General features: G+C 38.1%; 15 protein-coding genes and 1 tRNA gene. 7 read left to right on the top strand and 9 right to left on the bottom strand.

The window, feature by feature from the left end; genetic code table 11:
- Positions 1-9: 9 nt before the first annotated feature.
- From LA303_RS02145 to LA303_RS02115, 7 genes are read right to left on the bottom strand one after another with little or no spacing between them, the layout of a single operon-like run.
- Positions 10-3252, bottom strand: a complete 3243-nt coding sequence (locus tag LA303_RS02145; protein ID WP_240526294.1) for a type I restriction endonuclease subunit R — start codon at positions 3250-3252, stop codon at positions 10-12.
- Between the two features lie 17 nt (positions 3253-3269).
- Positions 3270-4544, bottom strand: coding sequence for an ApeA N-terminal domain 1-containing protein (locus LA303_RS02140; RefSeq protein ID WP_240526293.1), 1275 nt, complete (start codon positions 4542-4544; stop codon positions 3270-3272).
- 30 nt (positions 4545-4574) lie between these two features.
- Positions 4575-4991, bottom strand: coding sequence for a hypothetical protein (locus tag LA303_RS02135; RefSeq protein WP_240526292.1), 417 nt, complete (start codon positions 4989-4991; stop codon positions 4575-4577).
- A gap of 44 nt (positions 4992-5035) precedes the next feature.
- Complete coding sequence (locus tag LA303_RS02130) at positions 5036-6130, bottom strand: restriction endonuclease subunit S (RefSeq protein ID WP_240526291.1); 1095 nt, start codon at positions 6128-6130, stop codon at positions 5036-5038.
- Complete coding sequence (locus tag LA303_RS02125; protein WP_240526290.1) at positions 6123-6908, bottom strand: DUF1016 N-terminal domain-containing protein; 786 nt, start codon at positions 6906-6908, stop codon at positions 6123-6125. The genes LA303_RS02130 and LA303_RS02125 overlap by 8 nt, the downstream gene beginning before the upstream one ends.
- The gene (locus LA303_RS02120) at positions 6901-8349 is read right to left on the bottom strand and encodes an RNA-binding domain-containing protein (protein ID WP_240526289.1); all 1449 of its coding nucleotides are present in this window, start codon (positions 8347-8349) and stop codon (positions 6901-6903) included. Before LA303_RS02120 ends, LA303_RS02125 begins: the two co-directional genes overlap by 8 nt.
- On the bottom strand, positions 8339-9892 hold the full coding sequence (locus LA303_RS02115) for a class I SAM-dependent DNA methyltransferase (RefSeq protein ID WP_240526288.1): 1554 nt from the start codon (positions 9890-9892) through the stop codon (positions 8339-8341). Before LA303_RS02115 ends, LA303_RS02120 begins: the two co-directional genes overlap by 11 nt.
- 809 nt (positions 9893-10701) lie before the next feature.
- On the opposite strand from LA303_RS02115, the gene LA303_RS02110 reads away from it, so the two are divergent.
- The 5 genes from LA303_RS02110 to LA303_RS02090 all read left to right on the top strand — a co-directional run bounded on the left by LA303_RS02110 (position 10702) and on the right by LA303_RS02090 (position 15353).
- Positions 10702-11604: a hypothetical protein gene (locus LA303_RS02110; RefSeq protein ID WP_240526287.1), complete on the top strand. Its 903-nt coding sequence runs from the start codon at positions 10702-10704 to the stop codon at positions 11602-11604.
- A gap of 275 nt (positions 11605-11879) precedes the next feature.
- Positions 11880-12152 (top strand): helix-turn-helix domain-containing protein, encoded by a 273-nt coding sequence (locus LA303_RS02105; protein WP_240526286.1) that lies wholly within the window; start codon positions 11880-11882, stop codon positions 12150-12152.
- 12 nt (positions 12153-12164) lie between these two features.
- A complete protein-coding gene (locus LA303_RS02100; protein ID WP_240526285.1) occupies positions 12165-12479 on the top strand; it encodes a helix-turn-helix transcriptional regulator in 315 nt (104 codons plus the stop codon).
- Between the two features lie 170 nt (positions 12480-12649).
- Positions 12650-13717, top strand: a complete 1068-nt coding sequence (locus tag LA303_RS02095) for an AAA family ATPase (protein WP_240526284.1) — start codon at positions 12650-12652, stop codon at positions 13715-13717.
- Positions 13718-13844: 127 nt separating this feature from the next.
- On the top strand, positions 13845-15353 hold the full coding sequence (locus LA303_RS02090; protein ID WP_240526283.1) for a DUF6371 domain-containing protein: 1509 nt from the start codon (positions 13845-13847) through the stop codon (positions 15351-15353).
- A 290-nt stretch (positions 15354-15643) separates the two neighbouring features.
- On the opposite strand, the gene LA303_RS02085 is transcribed toward LA303_RS02090, so the two are convergent.
- Together LA303_RS02085 and LA303_RS02080 are read right to left on the bottom strand one after the other, a co-directional pair.
- Positions 15644-15715 (bottom strand) — tRNA-Arg (locus LA303_RS02085).
- Between the two features lie 84 nt (positions 15716-15799).
- The gene (locus LA303_RS02080; RefSeq protein ID WP_240526282.1) at positions 15800-16990 is read right to left on the bottom strand and encodes a phosphoglycerate kinase; all 1191 of its coding nucleotides are present in this window, start codon (positions 16988-16990) and stop codon (positions 15800-15802) included.
- A 179-nt stretch (positions 16991-17169) separates the two neighbouring features.
- Here LA303_RS02080 and LA303_RS02075 point away from each other — a divergent pair, with 179 nt between their 5' ends.
- Both LA303_RS02075 and LA303_RS02070 read left to right on the top strand, forming a co-directional pair.
- Positions 17170-18333, top strand: a complete 1164-nt coding sequence (locus LA303_RS02075) for a methionine aminotransferase (RefSeq protein ID WP_240526281.1) — start codon at positions 17170-17172, stop codon at positions 18331-18333.
- A gap of 7 nt (positions 18334-18340) precedes the next feature.
- On the top strand, positions 18341-19135 hold the full coding sequence (locus tag LA303_RS02070; protein ID WP_240526280.1) for a nitrilase family protein: 795 nt from the start codon (positions 18341-18343) through the stop codon (positions 19133-19135).

The raw sequence follows: 19135 nt of genomic DNA, 5'->3' as shown, positions 1-19135 counted from the left end.
TTCTTTGTATTAATTCGTAACCAGCTCATCCGCTATACGCTCGGCTTGTTTCAACACAAGGTCAGTGGCCAGTTTTTGCATATCAGGTGGATAACCATACTGCCGTAAGGTGCGTTTTACAATCACTTTGAGCTTGGCCCGCACACTTTCCCGGATAGTCCAGTCGATAGAAGCATTGGCCTTAACCCGCTCGGTTAAAATAACGGCCAGCTCACGCAGCTTATCTTTTTGCATCAACTCACGGGCACTTTCGTTATCAGCCACCGCTGTATAAAAAGCATATTCAAAATCGGATAATCCCAACGTCTCGGCTTCCTTATCCATATTGGTAATTTCCTTCCCCAGCTTGATGAGTTCATCAATGACCTCAGCAGCAGTCAGGATTTTATTGTGGTATTTGTTGATGGCCTTTTCCAGCATTTCCTTAAAAGACTTTCCTTTTACAAGGTTTCTTTTTGTCCGGGCTTTGATTTCGTCATGAAGTAACTTTCGTAACACTTCCAAAGCCACATTTTTATGTTCCATTCCTTTCAGCTCCAACAAGAACTCTTCGGAAAGGATAGAAATATCCGGTTTTTTTATACCGGCTGCATCAAATACATCAATAACCTTCTCGGAAACCAGTGCCTGGTCGATTACCTGACGAATGGTAGTTTCTATCTCTTCATCGGTTTTGCCGGTACCGGTAGCGTCAAATTTGACCAACCGGGCTTTTACCGCCTGAAAAAAAGCAATTTCATCTTTTACATCCAGCGCCTGTTCATGTGGAATAGCAATAGCAAATGCTTTGGACAGAGCCGTGACTTCCTGAACAAACCGTTTTTTCCCGTCTTCCAAACCAAGGATATGCTCTTCGGCAGCCAATATGAGATTCAATTTCCGGGACGTGTCAGCAGCAAAATATTCTTCGTAAGGAAAGCCGTAAAACATTTGTGATACGATTTCCAGTTTTTCCAGCATCAGCTGTACAGCCTGTTCCTGAGCTATGGCCGGTTCGCCTTTTCCTCCTGCACTGGAATAAAACGAAAGGGCTTTTTTTAAGTCGGAAGCTATGCCGAGGTAATCCACAATCAGCCCGCCGGGTTTGTCTTTGTAAACCCGGTTTACGCGGGCAATGGCCTGCATCAGGTTGTGCCCTTTCATGGGCTTGTCGATATACAGGGTATGCAAGCTGGGAACATCAAAACCGGTAAGCCACATATCACGTACAATCACCAGCTTGAGTTCATCCTCAGGGTCTTTCATTCTTTCGGCCAGTAATCGGCGCTGTTCTTTAGTAGTATGATGCTTGGCTATTTGAGGGCCATCCGAACTGGCTGAGGTCATCACCACTTTTATCACCCCTTTGTTTAAATCATCTGCATGCCATTCCGGACGGAGCCGGATGATTTCATCATAAAGTTCGGCAGCAATCCGCCTGGACATGGTTACTATCATGCCTTTGCCCTCAAACACTTCCTGCCGGTGTTCAAAATGGGTAACGATATCTTTGGCTATATTTTCCAACCGGTTTTTACTGCCGACCAAAGCCTCTAACTGTGTCCATTTGGCTTTGGCTTTTTGCGTATCGGTGAGGTCGTCGGTATCCAGTTCTTTGTCGAGTTCTTCCACCAGCTTTTTCCCTTCGTCGCTCAGGTTTACCTTTGCCAACCGGCTTTCGTAGTAAATCCTGACTGTAGCACCATCTTCTACGGCCTGTGCAATATCATACACATCCACATAGTTACCAAATACGGCAGGTGTGTTGATGTCCGTACTTTCGATGGGGGTTCCGGTAAAGCCGAGGTAAGTGGCATTGGGCAAGGCATCACGCATGTATTTGGCAAAGCCATAAACGATTTTTTTACCTTTTACCCGTCCGGTTTCATCTTTATCATCAATGATTTTGGCTTTAAAACCATACTGTGTCCGGTGGGCTTCATCAGCTATAACAATGATATTTTCTCTTTCGGAAAGAGTTTCATATACATTGCCTTCGTCGGGTTGAAACTTTTGAATCGTGGAAAAGACAATCCCTCCCGAAGCCACTTTCAACAATTTTTTCAAGTGTTCGCGGCTTTGTGCCTGTACCGGTTCCTGTCTTAACAACTGGCGGGATGCAGCAAACGTATCAAAAAGCTGGTCATCCAAATCGTTGCGGTCAGTAATAACCACAATGGTGGGATTGTCCATGGTAAGCACAATTTTACCGGTATAAAACACCATGGAAAGCGATTTGCCGCTGCCCTGCGTATGCCATACCACTCCGCCTTTCCGGTCGCCTTCCGGCTGACTTTTTACTCCGGCTACACCATAGCTTTCCGGCGATTCTGTGGCAAGCTGTTCCGGTAAACCTTTGTCCGGGCTTTTTACTTTTGTCAGATACCCGCTGGCACGCAAAGTAGATTCCACCGCCCGGTTTACAGCATAATACTGATGATAGGCGGCCAGCTTTTTTACAGTGGAAACTGTTGTTAACCCCGATTTCGGGTCTTCCCTTTTGGATTTCTCATAAACAATGAAATGGCGAACCAAATCCAGCAAAGTTTCTTTGTTCAGCATCCCCTTTATCATCGTTTTCAACGGACTGACCAAATGGGAAGCTTCGGTTTTTCCGTCTTCGGATTTCCAAGCCATAAACCGGCTCATACCGGACGATAAAGTACCCGCTTTGGCTTCGAGCCCGTCAGAAATAACCATAAATCCGTTATATGTAAACAACGAAGGAATGGCTTGTTTGTAAGTTTGCAGTTGTTTGTAAGCCGAAAGAAGAGTAGCATTTTCATCGGCTGGATTTTTCAGCTCAATCACCACCAACGGAATACCGTTTACAAACAGTATCACATCTGGACGTTTATTATTTCCGTTCTCAATGACTGTAAACTGATTGACCACGACAAATTCGTTATTTTCAGGATTTTCAAAATCAATCAGCCATACCAAATCGCCCCTTTGCTGTCCGTCTTTTTGATAGGAAACCGGAATTCCTTCCGTGAGCATACGGTGAAAGGTTTCGTTATTGGTGAGCAACTCCGGGGAATGAATCCGGCGAATTTCTTTGAGTGCTTCTTCCTGTGCCTCCAAAGGAATTGACGGGTTTATTCTTTGAATGGCTTGTTGCAGTCTGTCAGCCAGCAAAACATCTTCGTAGTTCGTTCGCTCGGGATATGCACCATCATGGGCAATAACCGGGCCGTAGAGGTATTGGTAGCCTTGTTTTTCCAGCAGCTCTATGGTGAGTTGTTCAACGTCCGATTCGGTGATTTTAGTCATAAAGTCAAATTCTTATTTCAATTTTCAATTGATAACTCTTTATAAAACATTTGTATTATGCTTCTTTCAAGGAATATATTTATAAATGATAATTCATGATTTACAAAAACATTTTTTTTAGCTTCATCAAAATGAACAAGAAAATTTCTTGTTTCAATTAATTTATTTAAATCACTCTCTACACAAAGTAAAATACCTTTCTCTATTAATTCCCGAAACCGAGAGCGCAAATTTATTTCTGATTTATCATCTAAACGCTTTTTGACCCAAGAAAGACTATCTCCCTTTAACTCAGATAAAACCTTATTGTACATTCTCATATAACGTTCTCCTTTCGGGAGAAAAATTTTAAACCTTATTTTATGATATTGTTCTAAAATTGAAATATAAGCTAAAAACTTATTTTCATCATACATTGTAATATTTTTATAAGTCGTTAAAAATTTATTTATTATCAGCCTTAATTCTTCTCTTTTTTTTAACCAATTGCTTATTATTGATTGGGAATTATTCTTAAACAGATTAAAATCAACAATATCTTCTTTACTAATAGGACCATTTATTGAGAACTCTTTTTTACTTTTTGCAGAATGGTATTCATAAATTTTTCCGTTTTTATCTTCCAGTTCAATAGCTGTAAATTTTATTTGATTTTTTAAAATCAAAGTAAACAGATCTTCAAAAGAGTCTATAAAGTTTTGCACTTTATCAAGGGATATTTCTTTTTTTAATTCCACATAAATCCATTTCAATTCATAAATATGAATAGAACTATTTTTACTATCCTTAATGTATTTACCATTATATTCTATACCAACCTTATATGACGAATCCTCATATAAAATAATATTTGGAGGGGGGATATAACTAAAAGAGTCTGTTAAACTATCTTCTTTTATTCCTGTAGGTTTTATCCATTCATTAATGACATTTGTTGACAATCTAATTTTTTTTAACATTAGATTTGAAAAACCTTGATTACCCTTCTTGATAATATACTCGGATGAAGAACAAAAGTATTTTTTTATTCCCTGTTCATTCATTCCTCTTGGGATCGGATTTATTAGTTGAAAAGTATAATCTTGTTTTTCACTAAGATTATACACTAATCCTGTTATTTGTTTTTTTTGTGAAAGGAGGTTATAGAAAGAATAAATGTTTTGATACGGATCAAAGAAAAACAAACATAGATTTGCTTTTCCATCAACATCTATCGTCAAATTCCCAAAATATTTCTCTTCTTGAGATTCTGGGAGCCACCACATCCCCGTATATAAATTTTCTACTTTCATAAATAATTTATAAAATATAAATTACTCATATTAAAAATCTTTATTCCATTCCGGTAATTTGCCATGTACTTCAAAATAGCGCTGCATTAATAACCCCTCAACATAAGCCGGAAGATCGTGGTTTTGTTTATCAAAGGTAACAAACCAATAAATGTCCAGTGCATCAATATTTTCCTCTTCTATTTTTTTCAGGAAAAAGTCTTCACGCCGCATATTCTCTTGTTTATTATTTAGTCGTTTTTTCAGAAGCTGATTTTTAAAATGTCCGTTTTGTTCCATGGTGCCTGATTTACCAATGTACACCAAATCAACACGACCATGTGCGAGTTTAATAATATAATAAACACCGGGAAGTTCCGGCACACCGGCACTAACTTCGAGCAACGAAACTCCTTTCTGAAAAAAGAAATGTCCGTTATTTTTGTATTTTTTTATTTCATCAAACATATTGATTATGATTTGTTTATAGAGAACAACTATTTATTCTTAACTTACATTTTCACCCTCACCTCCCCGCTCATCAATTTCGGCAACAATGTATCCCGCAGTTTCTCAAGGGTGCGGATTTGGATTTGATTTTTAAGTAGTTTTTCAAAAATCAATTTTACTTGGTTATTAAAATATTGTAAACTTTCGTCATCAGGAATTGGAATCGGATATTCTTTTAAAATATCCGTTTTAAGGTTTGTAAAAATACTTCCATTACCTTGCATTAATAATTCTGGTCGTATTTTTTTAAACAGTAAGTATAAAAATTCATTTGAAAAATGTGATTCTGGAAAATGTAACCAACCATCATGAATGCAAGAATCAACTTGTAGTATTCTGGGAATACCTGGTGTCGCGCTATTTGAAAGAACTAATGCTCCTTTTTTTAAAAGTGTTGTCTTTTTTAATCCTTCTATTTTTATATGTTCTTTTATTTCAAAAATAAATGGCGAATTAGTTTTTGTAGCATCCGATATTTTTAACCATCTTAAACCTCTATCTGAAATATATTCTTGTATAGGCCTCGGAGAACCTCCACGTTTAACAGTTACTAATTCTCCAAGAGGTTTCACCTCCCAATCATCCTTAGCCTCTTCCACAAACCACTGCCTAAAAAGCGTTTCGGCCATTTGTTCCAGCGTTTGGTTTTGGCGGTGGAGCAGGTCTATTTTGTCGTCCAAGCTGCTTAATACTTCGGCTATGGCACGTTGCTCGGGAAGTGGGGGGATAATTACGTCCTCTAAATGAATATGATTTCTATTTATACCTGGAACTGTGCTTTTATCGCTATATTTTTCGAAGTTAAAATTCCTCAAAAAATAAAATATAAATTTAGGATTGTTCCCTCTAAAATTTTCAACATACAATGTTGTATTTAACGGCCAAAAATCTTCATCGATAAAAAAAACTTTACCAATTGTACCATATCTTCCAGTTATTACCCCTGGTCTTCTAACTTTCGATTCAGTGTGCCTTCCACTAATACCCGAAGAAGAGACAATTGGTACATTCCCTGCTTTTCTTTTTGATTTAGGTAAATCATAACCTCTTTTTAAATTTATTATATCTCCCAATTTAACTTTCTTCCACTCACTCATAGTCTTCCTTGTTTTTCATCAGTTCTTGTTCAATTTCTTCAATGGTGGGCAGCGAAGATTGGTATTCTTCGGGTAACCTTTTCATGAGCTTGTATTCGCTTACTCCTATAGGTTTTGAAATATCCCGCAGGGCATTTCCCAGTTCTCTTTCGTCGTATTTTTCCCGCATGGTCAGGAAATCAAAATGATACGGGTCTTTTAATGTTTGCAAGGCCAAATCGGAATGCGGGGCCGGCAGTGTTTGCCAAAAGTTTGAAATGGCCTTGCTGCTCCGGCGAAACAAATCAGATTCTATCTGATGTACCAAAACATTTCTCGACCAACCGTTTTCTATGGTTTTTTGCACATAAAACAGGGCTTCTTCAATATCTTTACATTTGGAAATAATTTCCCGGTTATGCCCCCATGGAATCCGGAAAAAGGGTTGGTTGTCCAATTCGTCCACAAGTTGTGGACGATTTTTTGAAACGTCCGCAGGTTGCGGACGAATTGCATCCCTGAAAAAGAGATACCCGTTTCTCATATATTTTAGATTGGTGGCAGAGAAACCCTTCATTTCAGGAAATTCCGATTGCAAATCGTTGCTTAATTGTTTTAGAAAACCCTCTCCCCAATTTGCCTTCTTTTGTTTCTCAACAATTTGAGAACCAAAAAACCAATACAATCTTAATAACTCTTCGTTTACCTTTACCGCTGCTTTTATTTGCGCCGTGCGGACTTTATCTTTTAATTGTTTCAGCCAGTCGGTATAGGCTTTATTTTTGATTACCTCACTCATTACTGCCTTTGTTTTTTAAAGTGTAGAAGGTGCTGCGCCCTTTTCCTTTTCTTTCGATAAGTTTTTTATTCAGCAGCATATTAAAAATTTCTTTTGCCTTCGTTTCCTTTACATCCAATAAATCAACGGCATACTTTCTTGATATTTTCATGTTATCAAGCAAGAAAAGTAATATTTTCTGTTCCTCTATTGTTAATCGGTCGTAATCGGTCGTAATCGGTCGCAATCGGTCGTAATTGGTCGTAATTGTCCGTGTCTCTTGCTGCAACTCTTGCTGTTCAACAAAATTTTCTTTTACAAACGTTACCCGGAACCCCATACCCGGCTCACTCCACCGCATTTGTATTTCAGGATATTTTTTCAGTTCTCCGGCTATCAGTTGCAATCCGTTGCCCCATTGCTCAATAATGCCAAGTTTCTTAAATACGGGCGCCAGCGTGATGTTTCGTATATCGGACTGGCCGGCTTCCATATCATTAAAGTCCACCGTAGGCAACAGTTTTCCGGGACTGGTAATTTCAATCTTATCATCAAAAACCGCCACCTTTATATCCTTGCCCCGAAGGGAATAGTCACGATGAATGACGGCATTACGTATTACCTCGCGCAGGGCAACTACCGGATATTCCCACCGGTCTTTACGGTAAACCCCTTCGTAGGTTGAACCTTGCGATATGTGTCTTAAAATAAATTTATAGGCTTCTTCTGCCTGTAAACTCAATGGGGTATCAATTGTTTTTTGGTCAATAAAATTACCCGGGGTAGTTCCTTTAAACCGGGCACATTCTATTTTGGCATAAGGAAACAAGGCGTTCCGGAGAGGGTCGCCGGACAAAAGGATAAGCGCATTGGTCGGAAATTTCCGGTTTTGGTCGCGGACAATCAAATTCATTTTTTCCAATACGGTTTCATTGACCTTTTCACCGGTTATCTCCTCAAAATGATTTTTAAACGACGAAAGTTCCAAATCCTGAAACGTTTTGGAATGGACAATTAATGAATCAAAAGAGATGTTTTGCTTTTGTCTTTCCAGTTCCTCGATAATGTCGCTATCGGCCAGACGGTTTGTGGAGCCGACACGAATATAAGTTCCGTTTGTTTTGCCTTTGCTTTTGAGGTAATAAGGCGGGTTGCTGCCTTTGTGGATGTTTACAACAAGAATATGTTTTCCCTGATGGTTTAAAAACATAATTTCCGGTAAAATAACAGGGTTGCAGTTATCGTGAATGCTGTTGCTTATTTCTTCTTCCATGCGGATTAACTGCTCTTCATCCAATCCGATAATTTCTCTCGGATAATCTTTTATGCCGATAAATAGTTGTCCGCCTGCATCATTGGCAAAAGCGACCACGGTTTTATTGAGTTCGGATTTCCGGGGCAAAGTTTCCTTAAACTCAATTTTACGTCCTTCGGGTTGTTTGATAATTTCCTCAATTTTCATCTTTCAGCTCAATCTTTGCGAGGTTTTCCAAAATCCGTTTATTCAGCTCCGCTTCTTCTTTCAGCTGTTCTTCAAATTCGGCTTTTAGTTTTGTGAAACGTTCGTTAAAATCAAAATCGTCTTCTTCTTCGGGCAAACCCACATACCTTCCGGGCGTGAGCACATAATCCAGTTGACGGACTTCATCTACGGTGGCCGATTTACAAAAGCCTTTTATATCCTGATAATCACCTTCGGGATTTCGCCAGTTGTGATAGGTATCGGCTATTTTTTGAATGTCTTCTTTTGAAAGCTTGCGGGTTCTCCGGTTTATCAAATGGCCCATGTTCCGGGCATCAATAAAAAGGATTTCGTTTCTTCTGTCCCGGTATTTCCCGTTGGCCCGGTTACGGCTCATAAACCACAACGAAGCGGGTATTTGTGTGTTTAAAAAGAGCTTGGCCGGCAGGTTGACAATGCAGTCCACCAAACCGGCTTCAATCAGTTTTTTTCTGATTTCGCCTTCACCCGAAGTTTTGGATGTAAGCGACCCTTTGGCCAAAACAAAACCAGCCTGCCCGCTGGGGGCCAAATGATAAAGAAAATGTTGTATCCATGCGTAGTTGGCGTTTCCCACAGGCGGCACCCCATATTGCCATCGGCCATCCTTACGAAGTAAATCACCGCTCCAGTCGCTCACATTGAACGGCGGATTGGCAATAATGTAATCGGCCTTCAGGTCTTTATGGGCATCGTTTAAAAACGAACCTTCGTTATTCCATTTTACCTGTGAACTGTCGATACCCCGAATGGCCAGGTTCATCTTACAAAGCCGCCAGGTGGTCTGGTTGCTTTCCTGTCCGTAAATAGAAATATCATTGATTCGTCCCTGATGTTCGTTTACAAACTTCTCGGATTGTACAAACATACCGCCGCTGCCGCAACAGGGGTCGAATACCCGGCCTTTGTACGGTTCCAGCATTTCAACCAGCAGTTCCACCACACTTCTCGGCGTATAAAACTGGCCGCCTTTTTTGCCTTCGGCCAAAGCAAATTCGCCAAGAAAATATTCAAACACATGGCCGAGAATGTCGGCACTTCGGGCTTTGGCATCCCCCAAAGCGATATTTCCAATCAAATCAATCAGCTCGCCCAAACTGGTCGGGTCAAGGTTTTGCCGGGCATACACTTTGGGTAAAACGCCTTTCAACGACGGGTTCTCTTTTTCAATGGCATCCATGGCCTCGTCCACCGTTTTTCCTATGGTGGGCTGTTTGGCTTTGGACTGAAGGTAGTTCCAGCGGGCATCGGCAGGAACAAAAAATACATTTTCCGCTTTATATTCATCCTTATCTTCCGGGTCAGCTCCGGCATATTCGCCTTCCCCCTTTTTCAGTTTTTCATACAGTTCTTCAAAAGCATCGGAAATATATTTCAAAAATATCAGGCCAAGGACAATGTGTTTGTATTCGGCGGCATCAATATTTTTACGCAGTTTGTCTGCTGTTTTCCACAATTGTTTTTCAAGGGGTTCTTCTGTTTTGGTTCCGTTTTTCTTTGCCATGAATCAATGTTTGATTTTTATCTTCAGACTTCCCTTTCCGGGGAAATAAAGTTTCCATAAATTTTCCTGTAAATGTAGGAAAAAGATAAGTAACCCGTCAACGGGTTAACCGGCTACAGGGGATTTTTATGGAAAAATACCAAGAAATTTCTCAAAAAGGTGTGTGAATGCGAAAGGATAGTCAATACAGAGAAAACGGGGGGATAAATTAAGCAGGGAAATTCAAATTTGCGAAGCCACCCCCTTTCTTTTGAAATGAAACGGCATAGACAAAAGCAAAGGACTAATTAACAACCTATTAGCTATTGCATTAAAACAAACACTATTTGTTCTTAAGAATCTACTTTTGGAGGCATCCCATTAGGGCACCTGTACAATTCGTATCAAAGAAAAACAGGGCAGTTTTTGCTGACAAAATACCGGAATTACTTTTTTACGGTTTACATCCTTTTCCGAAAAACATTCTGTCACTTGACAGAAAACAGGGATAAAAGAAGGAATTTGCATTTAAAAATATCAGGTAAAAAAAGGTCGTTTTCAAGTGCCGTTTTTTCGTGTATTTTTAGGTAATTTTCCAAAGGTTTTTACCCTTAAAAACACCTCCCTTTCCATAACCAACCATTAATAATTTATTCACCGGGAAACAGCTTCTATCACAGGCTGTAAAAGGGTTGTAAACATATTGCAGCAAAAAATTTAATCGAATTAAATGAAAAAGAGCAAATAATTTTATGGGTGTAAAATAACAGTGGTTGCAACCTCATTGTTAATGACAAAAAAATTGATTTAATAATTTAAATTTTTAAACAATGGTTAAAATTTCAATTCAACCGGATATGGGAAATATTTATAAATTTTTCCCATGTTTTTTGAATGCAATCGAATATATCCGTGAAAAAACAAATGATGATGAAGCCAATAAATTTCAGGCAAAGATGGCCCGTTCCTGGGGGCAGATTGATTCATCAGAATATGAATTCCTTAGTAAATTATTTACATCAAGAAAGATAAAAGTATCTTTAGATGATGTGGGATACATTTATAACTATTTAAAATTCATTTATAGAGTTAAAAACTCAACTTTTAATGATGAAAATGAAGAATTGGATAAAAGCTTAAAGGAACTATGGTCTTTTTTCCAAATAATGGAAAAACAAAAGGAAATCATAAGGATTTCAATTCAAACAAAAGATTATGAAACTATTAAAACCCAAACAGAGGAAAAAATTATTGAAACAACTAAAAATATTAGACTTAAATCAAAAAAATCATTAGACTTTTTTGATGAAATATTCAGGTATAGTATAAAACATCTGTCAGGAATGGTATATACAAAAAATTATTTATTGGCAATGCAGTACTATGGTTATCTGGATAGTATTTTAAAAAAGAGACCGGGAAACAAGATTGATTATGCTGGTACTGTTTTAATACAGGCAGTAACAAGTTTTAAAAATTACCTCAATGATAAAATGGTTGTCGAAGAAGAAAGCAAACACAAATCAAAATATACAATTATTGGAGAAATATTGGAGCATATCGGATTTATAAAATCATATTTTGAGCAAGAAAACTATATGTCGCCAGCAGAGTATCACCTCAATAAAGCAAAGAATTCTGATTATGACGAAGTGCGCACAACAAGGGCAAAAATAGAGGAGGAAAGATTCATTCCCGAATATTTTATTTTATTAAATAACAGCCTGATTTAAAACAACTTTTTTAATATCCCACTTCTCTATTTAGCGGTACTTTGCCCCAATAGGAATTTTAACCTGTTGGGGCATTTTTTGTTTATTTTATAAAGACGTGTATATCAATAAAATACAATTTTGCTAAAAGAAATTATTTTGCTTAACTCTATTTGTATCAATAAAATAACTGTTAACTGATAAAGTTCAAGCAAAAACTGGTTAAACTTTTTCAAATACCCTGTTTTACCTTCATTTTACTTTCGCGCCATTGTTTAACATAAATATTTTTAACAATGGATATTATCAAAATAGAAACGGATGTATTTGAAGAAATCCACAAGAACCTTCAAGACATCAAAGAACGTCTTAACGAAATGAAACTTCAAAATATTGAAGACACCTGGCTGTCATCCAAACAGGTTCAAAGAATCTTAGGAATTAGCCAAAAAACCTGGCAAACATATCGTGATAAACGGCTAATTAGATTTTCACAGGTTGGCCAGAAAATTTATGTCAAAGCGGCATGGCTGGAAGAGTTTTTAGAAAAACATTCTATTAACAAATAAAAGTTCGATAAAATGAGCAACATACAAAACCTGTTATTGGAAAACCCCGATTTGGCAAAAAACATAACTATTCAGGTAAAAGGATATGACCTATTAAATTTTGCCGATAAGTTAGTTAAACAAACCGCTTTGGAAGTGGAGCAACGGATAAAAGCCGAAAACAAACCCGATAAACTATTAACCCGGCAACAAGTTTCGGAAACATTAGATGTTTCATTATCGACGCTTTGGCACTGGGAAAAGAAAGGAATCCTTGTCCCTCTGAAAATTGGGTCAAAAGTACGTTATCGTCAATCAGACGTTGAAAAAGCAATTACCAAAAAATAACCTATGAAAATAAAAAGTAAAAGCAGGCCAAAACCCAGAAAAGGGCAGGACGGCAATAAAGGCAAAATAGATGTATGAAAAAGAATGTGGGTATATATTATTCACCATGTATATGTAAACGCTACACACAGAAAACATATCGTCACATAACAAAATAAAAAAAGGTTACTATGGAAAAAATTAATATAAATCCTGAATTTAACAACCTTAATAATCCCGAAACATTCATTAATCATTTCAATACATTGAAAGAACAATTGGCAAGCGAAAAAGAAAACAAAGGATTGTTTCGGGTCATGCCAGCCAATAAATGGATAGAACAAGCCAAAAACCGGCCTATTCCCAAACCTTTATTCGATAAATTCTGGTTTGAGAATGAACTGTGTATTCTATTTGCTGATACAAATATGGGCAAATCAATATTAGCTGTTCAGATTGGAAACAGTATAAGTAAAGGTGAACCTATACAAGGTTTTAAAATGGAAGCTGCCAAGCAGCCTGTCTTATATTTTGATTTTGAGCTTACTGACAAACAATTTGAAATCAGATATTCCGATGGATTTAATAATCACTACAGATTTGATAATATGTTCTTGCGCGTTGAAATAAACCCCAATGCTGAAATTCCCGAAAGGGAAAGTTTTGAGGATTATTTAAACTACTCATTAGAACAAAGTATTATTGATACAAAAGCGAAAATATTAATTGTGGATAATCTCACATATCTTAAAAACGAAACCGAAAAGGCAAAAGATGCCCTCCCCTTAATGAAATACCTGAAAGAGTTAAAAAATAAATATGAATTATCTATATTGGCACTTGCACACACCCCAAAACGGGACTTATCAAAACCCATTACCCGAAATGATTTACAAGGCAGTAAAATGCTTATCAACTTTTGCGACAGTGCTTTTGCCATTGGGGAAAGTTTTCAGGATAAAAGTTTACGATATATCAAACAGATAAAAGCACGTAATACCGAAATAATTTATGATGCTGAAAATATTGTTATTTGTCAATTACATAAGCCTTTCAATTTTTTACAGTTTGAGTTTATAGATTTTGGCGTTGAAAACGAACATTTAAAAAAGCTTTCCGAAAAAGAAAAATTAGAATTAGAAGATAACATCATTGAATTAAAAAGAAATAATCCTGACATAAGTTTTGGGCAAATTGCCAAACAACTGCGTACCAATAAAATGAAAGTTAAAAGAGTCTTAGATCGTAACAATTCGTAACACCCGTAACAAATGTTACAGACGTTACAATTGTTACAGGCGTTACGTTTGTGACATTGTAAATATCCAGACAAACATATAAGAAATGCAATATTAAGTTCTATTATCTTTTTTCAAAAAGTGATAAATGGCAAAAAAATACAGATACATATTAGCAAGTAACAAAGTACCAAAATTGGATTGCCCATATTGTGGTGCTAAAAAACACTGGCAAAGGTATATCGACACCAAAACCGGAGAAGTATTACCAGATGTGTACGGAAGATGTGATAATGCAAATAAATGCGGGAAATGGATTAGTCCATATAAAGACGGGTATGCTAAAAAAATATGGAAACAGGAACAAGAACAAGGACAATACAAGAAGTACCCAAAACAAACAAAACCAATCAAGGAAACCCCAATTTCATTTATTCCCGACAAGGAACTAAAACTAACTCTAACAGGATATGAAAAGAATGTTTTTATACAAAACCTGCTTACACGGGTTGCCTTTCCTTTTAAAAAAATAGATGTTGAAAGGGTTATTTCACTATACTATTTAGGAACAATTACCAGTGGATATAGAACCGGAGCAATTACGTTTCCTTTTATTGATAAAAACAATAATATACGGGCTATCCAAGTAAAACAATTTAATAAATCTAACCATACAACCAGTACGGATTTTTTACATTCGATTATCGAAAAACAATATATCAGACATAATAAACCGTTACCAGAATGGTTAAAAGCCTACAATAAAAACGACAAAAAGGTTTCCTGCCTGTTCGGAGAGCATTTATTAAAAACATATCCTCATAATCCTGTAGCTTTGACAGAAGCCCCTAAAACAGCCATTTATGGCACACTATATTTCGGATTTCCTGAACAAGATACAAATTTTATTTGGCTGGCTGTTTATAATAAAAGTAGTTTCTCCTTTGATAAATTGAAAGTGCTACAAGGAAGGGATGTTGTTGTGTTTCCTGACTTATCAAAAGATGGGAGTACATTTAAAGAATGGGAACAAAAAGCTAAAGATTATGAAATGCGGTTACCAGGGACAAAGTTTCTCTTTTCAAACTTATTAGAATATCTTGCACCGGATAAAGATAGAATAGGAGGAAATGATATTGCAGATTACTTGATAAAACAAGACTGGCGATTATTTAGGAAACAAAATAATAGCAACGAAATACCAGAAGAAAGAGAAGTTAAACAAACAGAAAAACAAGAGCAGAACAACAAAACAGTTAAACCTGCCACAATTTCGTATCAAACAGAACCTGTTGATGATAAAGACTTAGCCATGGAGCCCGAAGAAATATCATTTTCCAGTATTGATTTGGGAACCGATTATAGAAACTACCTCATCAAAAAACGTATCTTTAATGACAGTGCCGGTCGTCTGATTGAAATAGTTGGAACAAAAGATAATGGTCGTTGCGGCAAACCATACCACAACCGTAAAAAGATTTGTATAGGTTGCCTGCTAAATTGCAGCCATATACTGAAAATAGACGGCAAACTTCAAAACAGAGAATACACTCAAATAGAAGTATTAAAACTACAATATGAATCAGAAAAATTAAAAGAAAAACAGAATACCCCAACCATAAAGCAGATTTCAATACAAATACCAACAGCGGTTTGATTTTAAAGGGCAATAAAAAAATTTCAGTGGTAATATATCCATAATATGCACAAGTAATAAAGCAAGACATTCTCTGTTTACATTTCGTTCAGAAGATGAAGGGCAATCCCAAAGGGTTGCCCTTTTAACATTCTACGGCCAGCCGAAAGCGATTCAACCTGTTTCAACGTTCAACAAAAGAAAAAAGAAAAAATAGGATATAAAGGGCAAGGTGGTTGCAATGGTGGTTGCAACAAAAACAACAGCTTCTAATATAATACTGTTTTACTGTATCTTACAAATAATATTTGTAGCCTCACCAGGACTCGAACCTGGATCTAGAGTTTAGGAAACTCCTATTCTATCCCTTGAACTATGAGGCCAAAAAAAACCGGGCTGCAAAATTACACTTTTTTCAGAAATAGTGGAATTTACAGCCCGGCCTCTTTTATCAAATATTCCGGAAATTATTCTTCAATAGCAGCCACTCCCGGAAGGGTTTTTCCCTCGATATATTCCAGCATCGCTCCACCGCCGGTGGAAACATAACTGACTTTATCCTGCAAGTGATATTTGTTGACAGCAGCCACGGAATCGCCACCACCAACCAGAGAAAAGGCTCCTTTTGAAGTTGCCCGTGCAATGGCCTGTGCCACTTCCAGCGTACCTTTGGCAAAATTGTCCATTTCAAAAACACCCATAGGACCATTCCACAAAAGTGTTGCCGAATTTTCAATCACCTGGCTAAAGGTACGGATGGTTTCTTCTCCGATATCCAACCCCATCCATCCATCAGGAATTTCATTGGAAGGAGCCGTTTTCCGGTTAGCATTATTGTCAAATTTATCTGCAATAACGGCATCCTGAGGCAGGTAAATCTGAACACCCAATTCTTCTGCTTTGCGCAAAGCCGCTTTAGCGGTTTCCAACAAATCATCTTCCACCAAAGAATTTCCCACGCGGCCACCCTGGGCTTTAATAAAAGTAAACATCATACCACCGCCAATAATCAGGTTATCCACCTTATCCAGCAGATTATTAATAATTTCTATTTTGCCCGACACTTTGGCACCACCCAGAATAGCGGTAAACGGTTTTTCTCCTTCTTTTAAAACTTTATTGATATTTTTCAATTCATTTCCCATCACATAACCAAACATTTTGGCATTGGGGAAAAAGCGGGCAATTACTGCCGTGGAAGCATGTGCCCGGTGAGCCGTACCAAAAGCATCATTTACGTAAACATCTGCCAGAGAAGCCAGTTTTTTGGCAAATTCCACATCACCGGCGGTTTCTTCCTTATAAAAACGAAGGTTCTCGAGCAACAGAACTTCGCCCGGTTTTAAAGCCGCTGCTTTTTCACGGGCTTCTTCGCCAATGCAATCATTGGCAAACTGCACTTCAGTACCCAATTTTTCCGAAAGGTCTTTTACTACATGTTTCAGCGAGAATTTCTCTTCCGGACCATTTTTAGGACGACCCAAGTGTGACATCAATATCACAGCAGCTCCTTCTTTCCGTAATTTTTGAATCGTCGGAATAGTAGCCCGGATACGGGTGTCATCGGTAATTTCAAATTTTTCGTTCAACGGGACATTAAAGTCTACCCGAACCAAAACTTTTTTACCTTTAAAGTTATAATCATCAATTGTTTTCATTGTCTTACCTGTTTAAATTTGCATTGTTACAAAAATAGCAATATAAACCGTAAAAATTTCTTAAAAAGAAAGAAATAAGACGAAAAACAACAGCCGGGACAAAACAAACCTTCTTACCATACCATGCAATCGTTTACAGCCGCAAAACTTTGTACTTTTGCCATCGTAAGATACAAGCTATGGAAACTTTTAATAAAGGAAACATCCCCACCAAACTTCCCGGAACGGGAACTTCCATTTTTGCCATCATGTCGCAAATGGCAGCCGAAAACAATGCCGTGAACCTCTCGCAGGGATTTCCTGATTTTCCGGTATCGGAAGAGCTGATCGAAAAGGTGCATTTTTACATGAAAAAAGGATATAATCAATATGCACCGATGCCTGGTGTTCCGGCTTTGCGGCAAGCTATTTCAGGCATGTTTTACGATAACTATGGCGTACGGTACGATCCGGATACGGAGATCAATATTGCTGCCGGCGCTACACAGGCTTTGTTTACTGCCATTTCGGCTTTTATCCGCGAAGGGGATGAAGCCATTATCTTTGAACCGGCTTATGACAGTTATGCCCCGGCCGTTATCTTAAATGGCGGACTGGTAAAATATGCACAACTACAATTTCCCGATTTCAGCATTAACTGGGACGCACTCCCGCGAATGATCACTCACCGCACCCGGCTCATCATTATCAATACTCCGCAAAATCCCACCGGAAGTGTTCTCGGAAAAGAGGATATGGAACATTTGGAAAAACTCACCCGCGGAACAGATATTATTGTCATCAGCGACGAAGTTTACGAGCATTTAATTTTCGACGGACTGAAACATTACAGTGCTTGTCTGTTTCCGGAACTTGCCCGGCGAACGTTGGTAATTGGCTCTTTTGGGAAAACTTTTCATGCCACCGGATGGAAAACCGGATTTGTTCTGGCTCCGGAGAAACTCATGGCAGAATACAGAAAAGTACATCAGTTTGTGGTTTTTGCCGGGAATACTCCCATTCAATATGCCATTGCTGACTTTATCGGTAATAAAGAAAACTATCTCCATCTCGGAGAATTTTACCAGGCCAAACGTGATTTTTTTGTCAAAAAATTAAAAAAATCGGCGTTTAAAATATTGCCCGCCCACGGAACTTATTTTCAACTGCTGGATTACAGTGCGCTCTCTGATTTACCGGAAACCGAGTTTGCAAAATGGCTGGTAAAAGAACACAAAATTGCAGCCATTCCGGTTTCGGCTTTTTATAAAAACGGTGACGACTATAAAATACTGCGTTTTTGCTTTGCCAAAAAAGAACAAACTTTAACCCAAGCAGCTAAAATTCTTTCAGAAATCAAATAGAAAACACATGCAAGATTTAGAAATTCTCTACATCCAGACCAACCTGATTTGGGAGAATCCGACGGAAAACCGGACCCGGTTTGAACAATTGATAAAACAACAGGAAAGAAAATTTGATTTGGTGGTTTTACCCGAAACCTTTACTACTGGTTTTCCTGTTGACCCTAAACCCTTTGCCGAAACAATTAACGGAGAAACCATCCAGTGGATGAAAAGACTTTCGGCAACTACAGGTGCTGTCATTACCGGCAGTTTTTTGCTGAAAGAAAAAGAGAAATATTTCAATTCGCTGATTTGGATGCGTCCTGATGGCACTTTTGAACGTTATGACAAACGGCATGTTTTTTCGATGGGCGGAGAACACCATCGCATCACGCCAGGGAACCAGCCATTACTCACCACCTTAAAGGGATGGAAAATAAAGCCCATGATTTGTTACGATTTGCGGTTTCCGGTATGGTCAAAAAACCGGTATCACCAAAATACTTTCGAATACGACCTGGCCATTTACACCGCTAACTGGCCGGCAGTACGTTCTTATCCGTGGGACATTTTGCTAAAAGCCCGGGCCATTGAAAACCAAGCCTATGTTTTAGGCGTAAACCGGGTAGGAACCGACGGACCGGGAAATTCCTATTCAGGTCATTCAAAAGTAGTGGATGCCAAAGGAAATATTCTGTCGGAAGCTCCTGACAACCTGGAAGCTGTAATGCATGCCACCTTATCCGCAGAAGCGCTGCTGTCTTTTCGGAAAAAATTCAATGTCGGACCCGACTGGGATACTTTCGAAATCAAAAAATAA

It is taken from the genome of Candidatus Sulfidibacterium hydrothermale (assembly GCF_020149915.1).
GTDB lineage: Bacteria > Bacteroidota > Bacteroidia > Bacteroidales > F082 > Sulfidibacterium > Sulfidibacterium hydrothermale.
Note: the sequence above shows the minus strand (reverse complement) of the source record. Positions and strands in the feature narration are given on the sequence as shown.

Bases quoted from the DNA above. Each gene is read 5' to 3' on its own strand.
- LA303_RS02145 (WP_240526294.1), bottom strand. From the start codon at position 3,252: ATGACTAAAATCACCGAATCGGACGTTGAACAACTCACCATAGAGCTG.
- LA303_RS02140 (WP_240526293.1), bottom strand. From the start codon at position 4,544: ATGAAAGTAGAAAATTTATATACGGGGATGTGGTGGCTCCCAGAATCT.
- LA303_RS02135 (WP_240526292.1), bottom strand. From the start codon at position 4,991: ATGTTTGATGAAATAAAAAAATACAAAAATAACGGACATTTCTTTTTT.
- LA303_RS02130 (WP_240526291.1), bottom strand. From the start codon at position 6,130: ATGAGTGAGTGGAAGAAAGTTAAATTGGGAGATATAATAAATTTAAAA.
- LA303_RS02125 (WP_240526290.1), bottom strand. From the start codon at position 6,908: ATGAGTGAGGTAATCAAAAATAAAGCCTATACCGACTGGCTGAAACAA.
- LA303_RS02120 (WP_240526289.1), bottom strand. From the start codon at position 8,349: ATGAAAATTGAGGAAATTATCAAACAACCCGAAGGACGTAAAATTGAG.
- LA303_RS02115 (WP_240526288.1), bottom strand. From the start codon at position 9,892: ATGGCAAAGAAAAACGGAACCAAAACAGAAGAACCCCTTGAAAAACAA.
- LA303_RS02110 (WP_240526287.1), top strand. From the start codon at position 10,702: ATGGTTAAAATTTCAATTCAACCGGATATGGGAAATATTTATAAATTT.
- LA303_RS02105 (WP_240526286.1), top strand. From the start codon at position 11,880: ATGGATATTATCAAAATAGAAACGGATGTATTTGAAGAAATCCACAAG.
- LA303_RS02100 (WP_240526285.1), top strand. From the start codon at position 12,165: ATGAGCAACATACAAAACCTGTTATTGGAAAACCCCGATTTGGCAAAA.
- LA303_RS02095 (WP_240526284.1), top strand. From the start codon at position 12,650: ATGGAAAAAATTAATATAAATCCTGAATTTAACAACCTTAATAATCCC.
- LA303_RS02090 (WP_240526283.1), top strand. From the start codon at position 13,845: ATGGCAAAAAAATACAGATACATATTAGCAAGTAACAAAGTACCAAAA.
- LA303_RS02080 (WP_240526282.1), bottom strand. From the start codon at position 16,990: ATGAAAACAATTGATGATTATAACTTTAAAGGTAAAAAAGTTTTGGTT.
- LA303_RS02075 (WP_240526281.1), top strand. From the start codon at position 17,170: ATGGAAACTTTTAATAAAGGAAACATCCCCACCAAACTTCCCGGAACG.
- LA303_RS02070 (WP_240526280.1), top strand. From the start codon at position 18,341: ATGCAAGATTTAGAAATTCTCTACATCCAGACCAACCTGATTTGGGAG.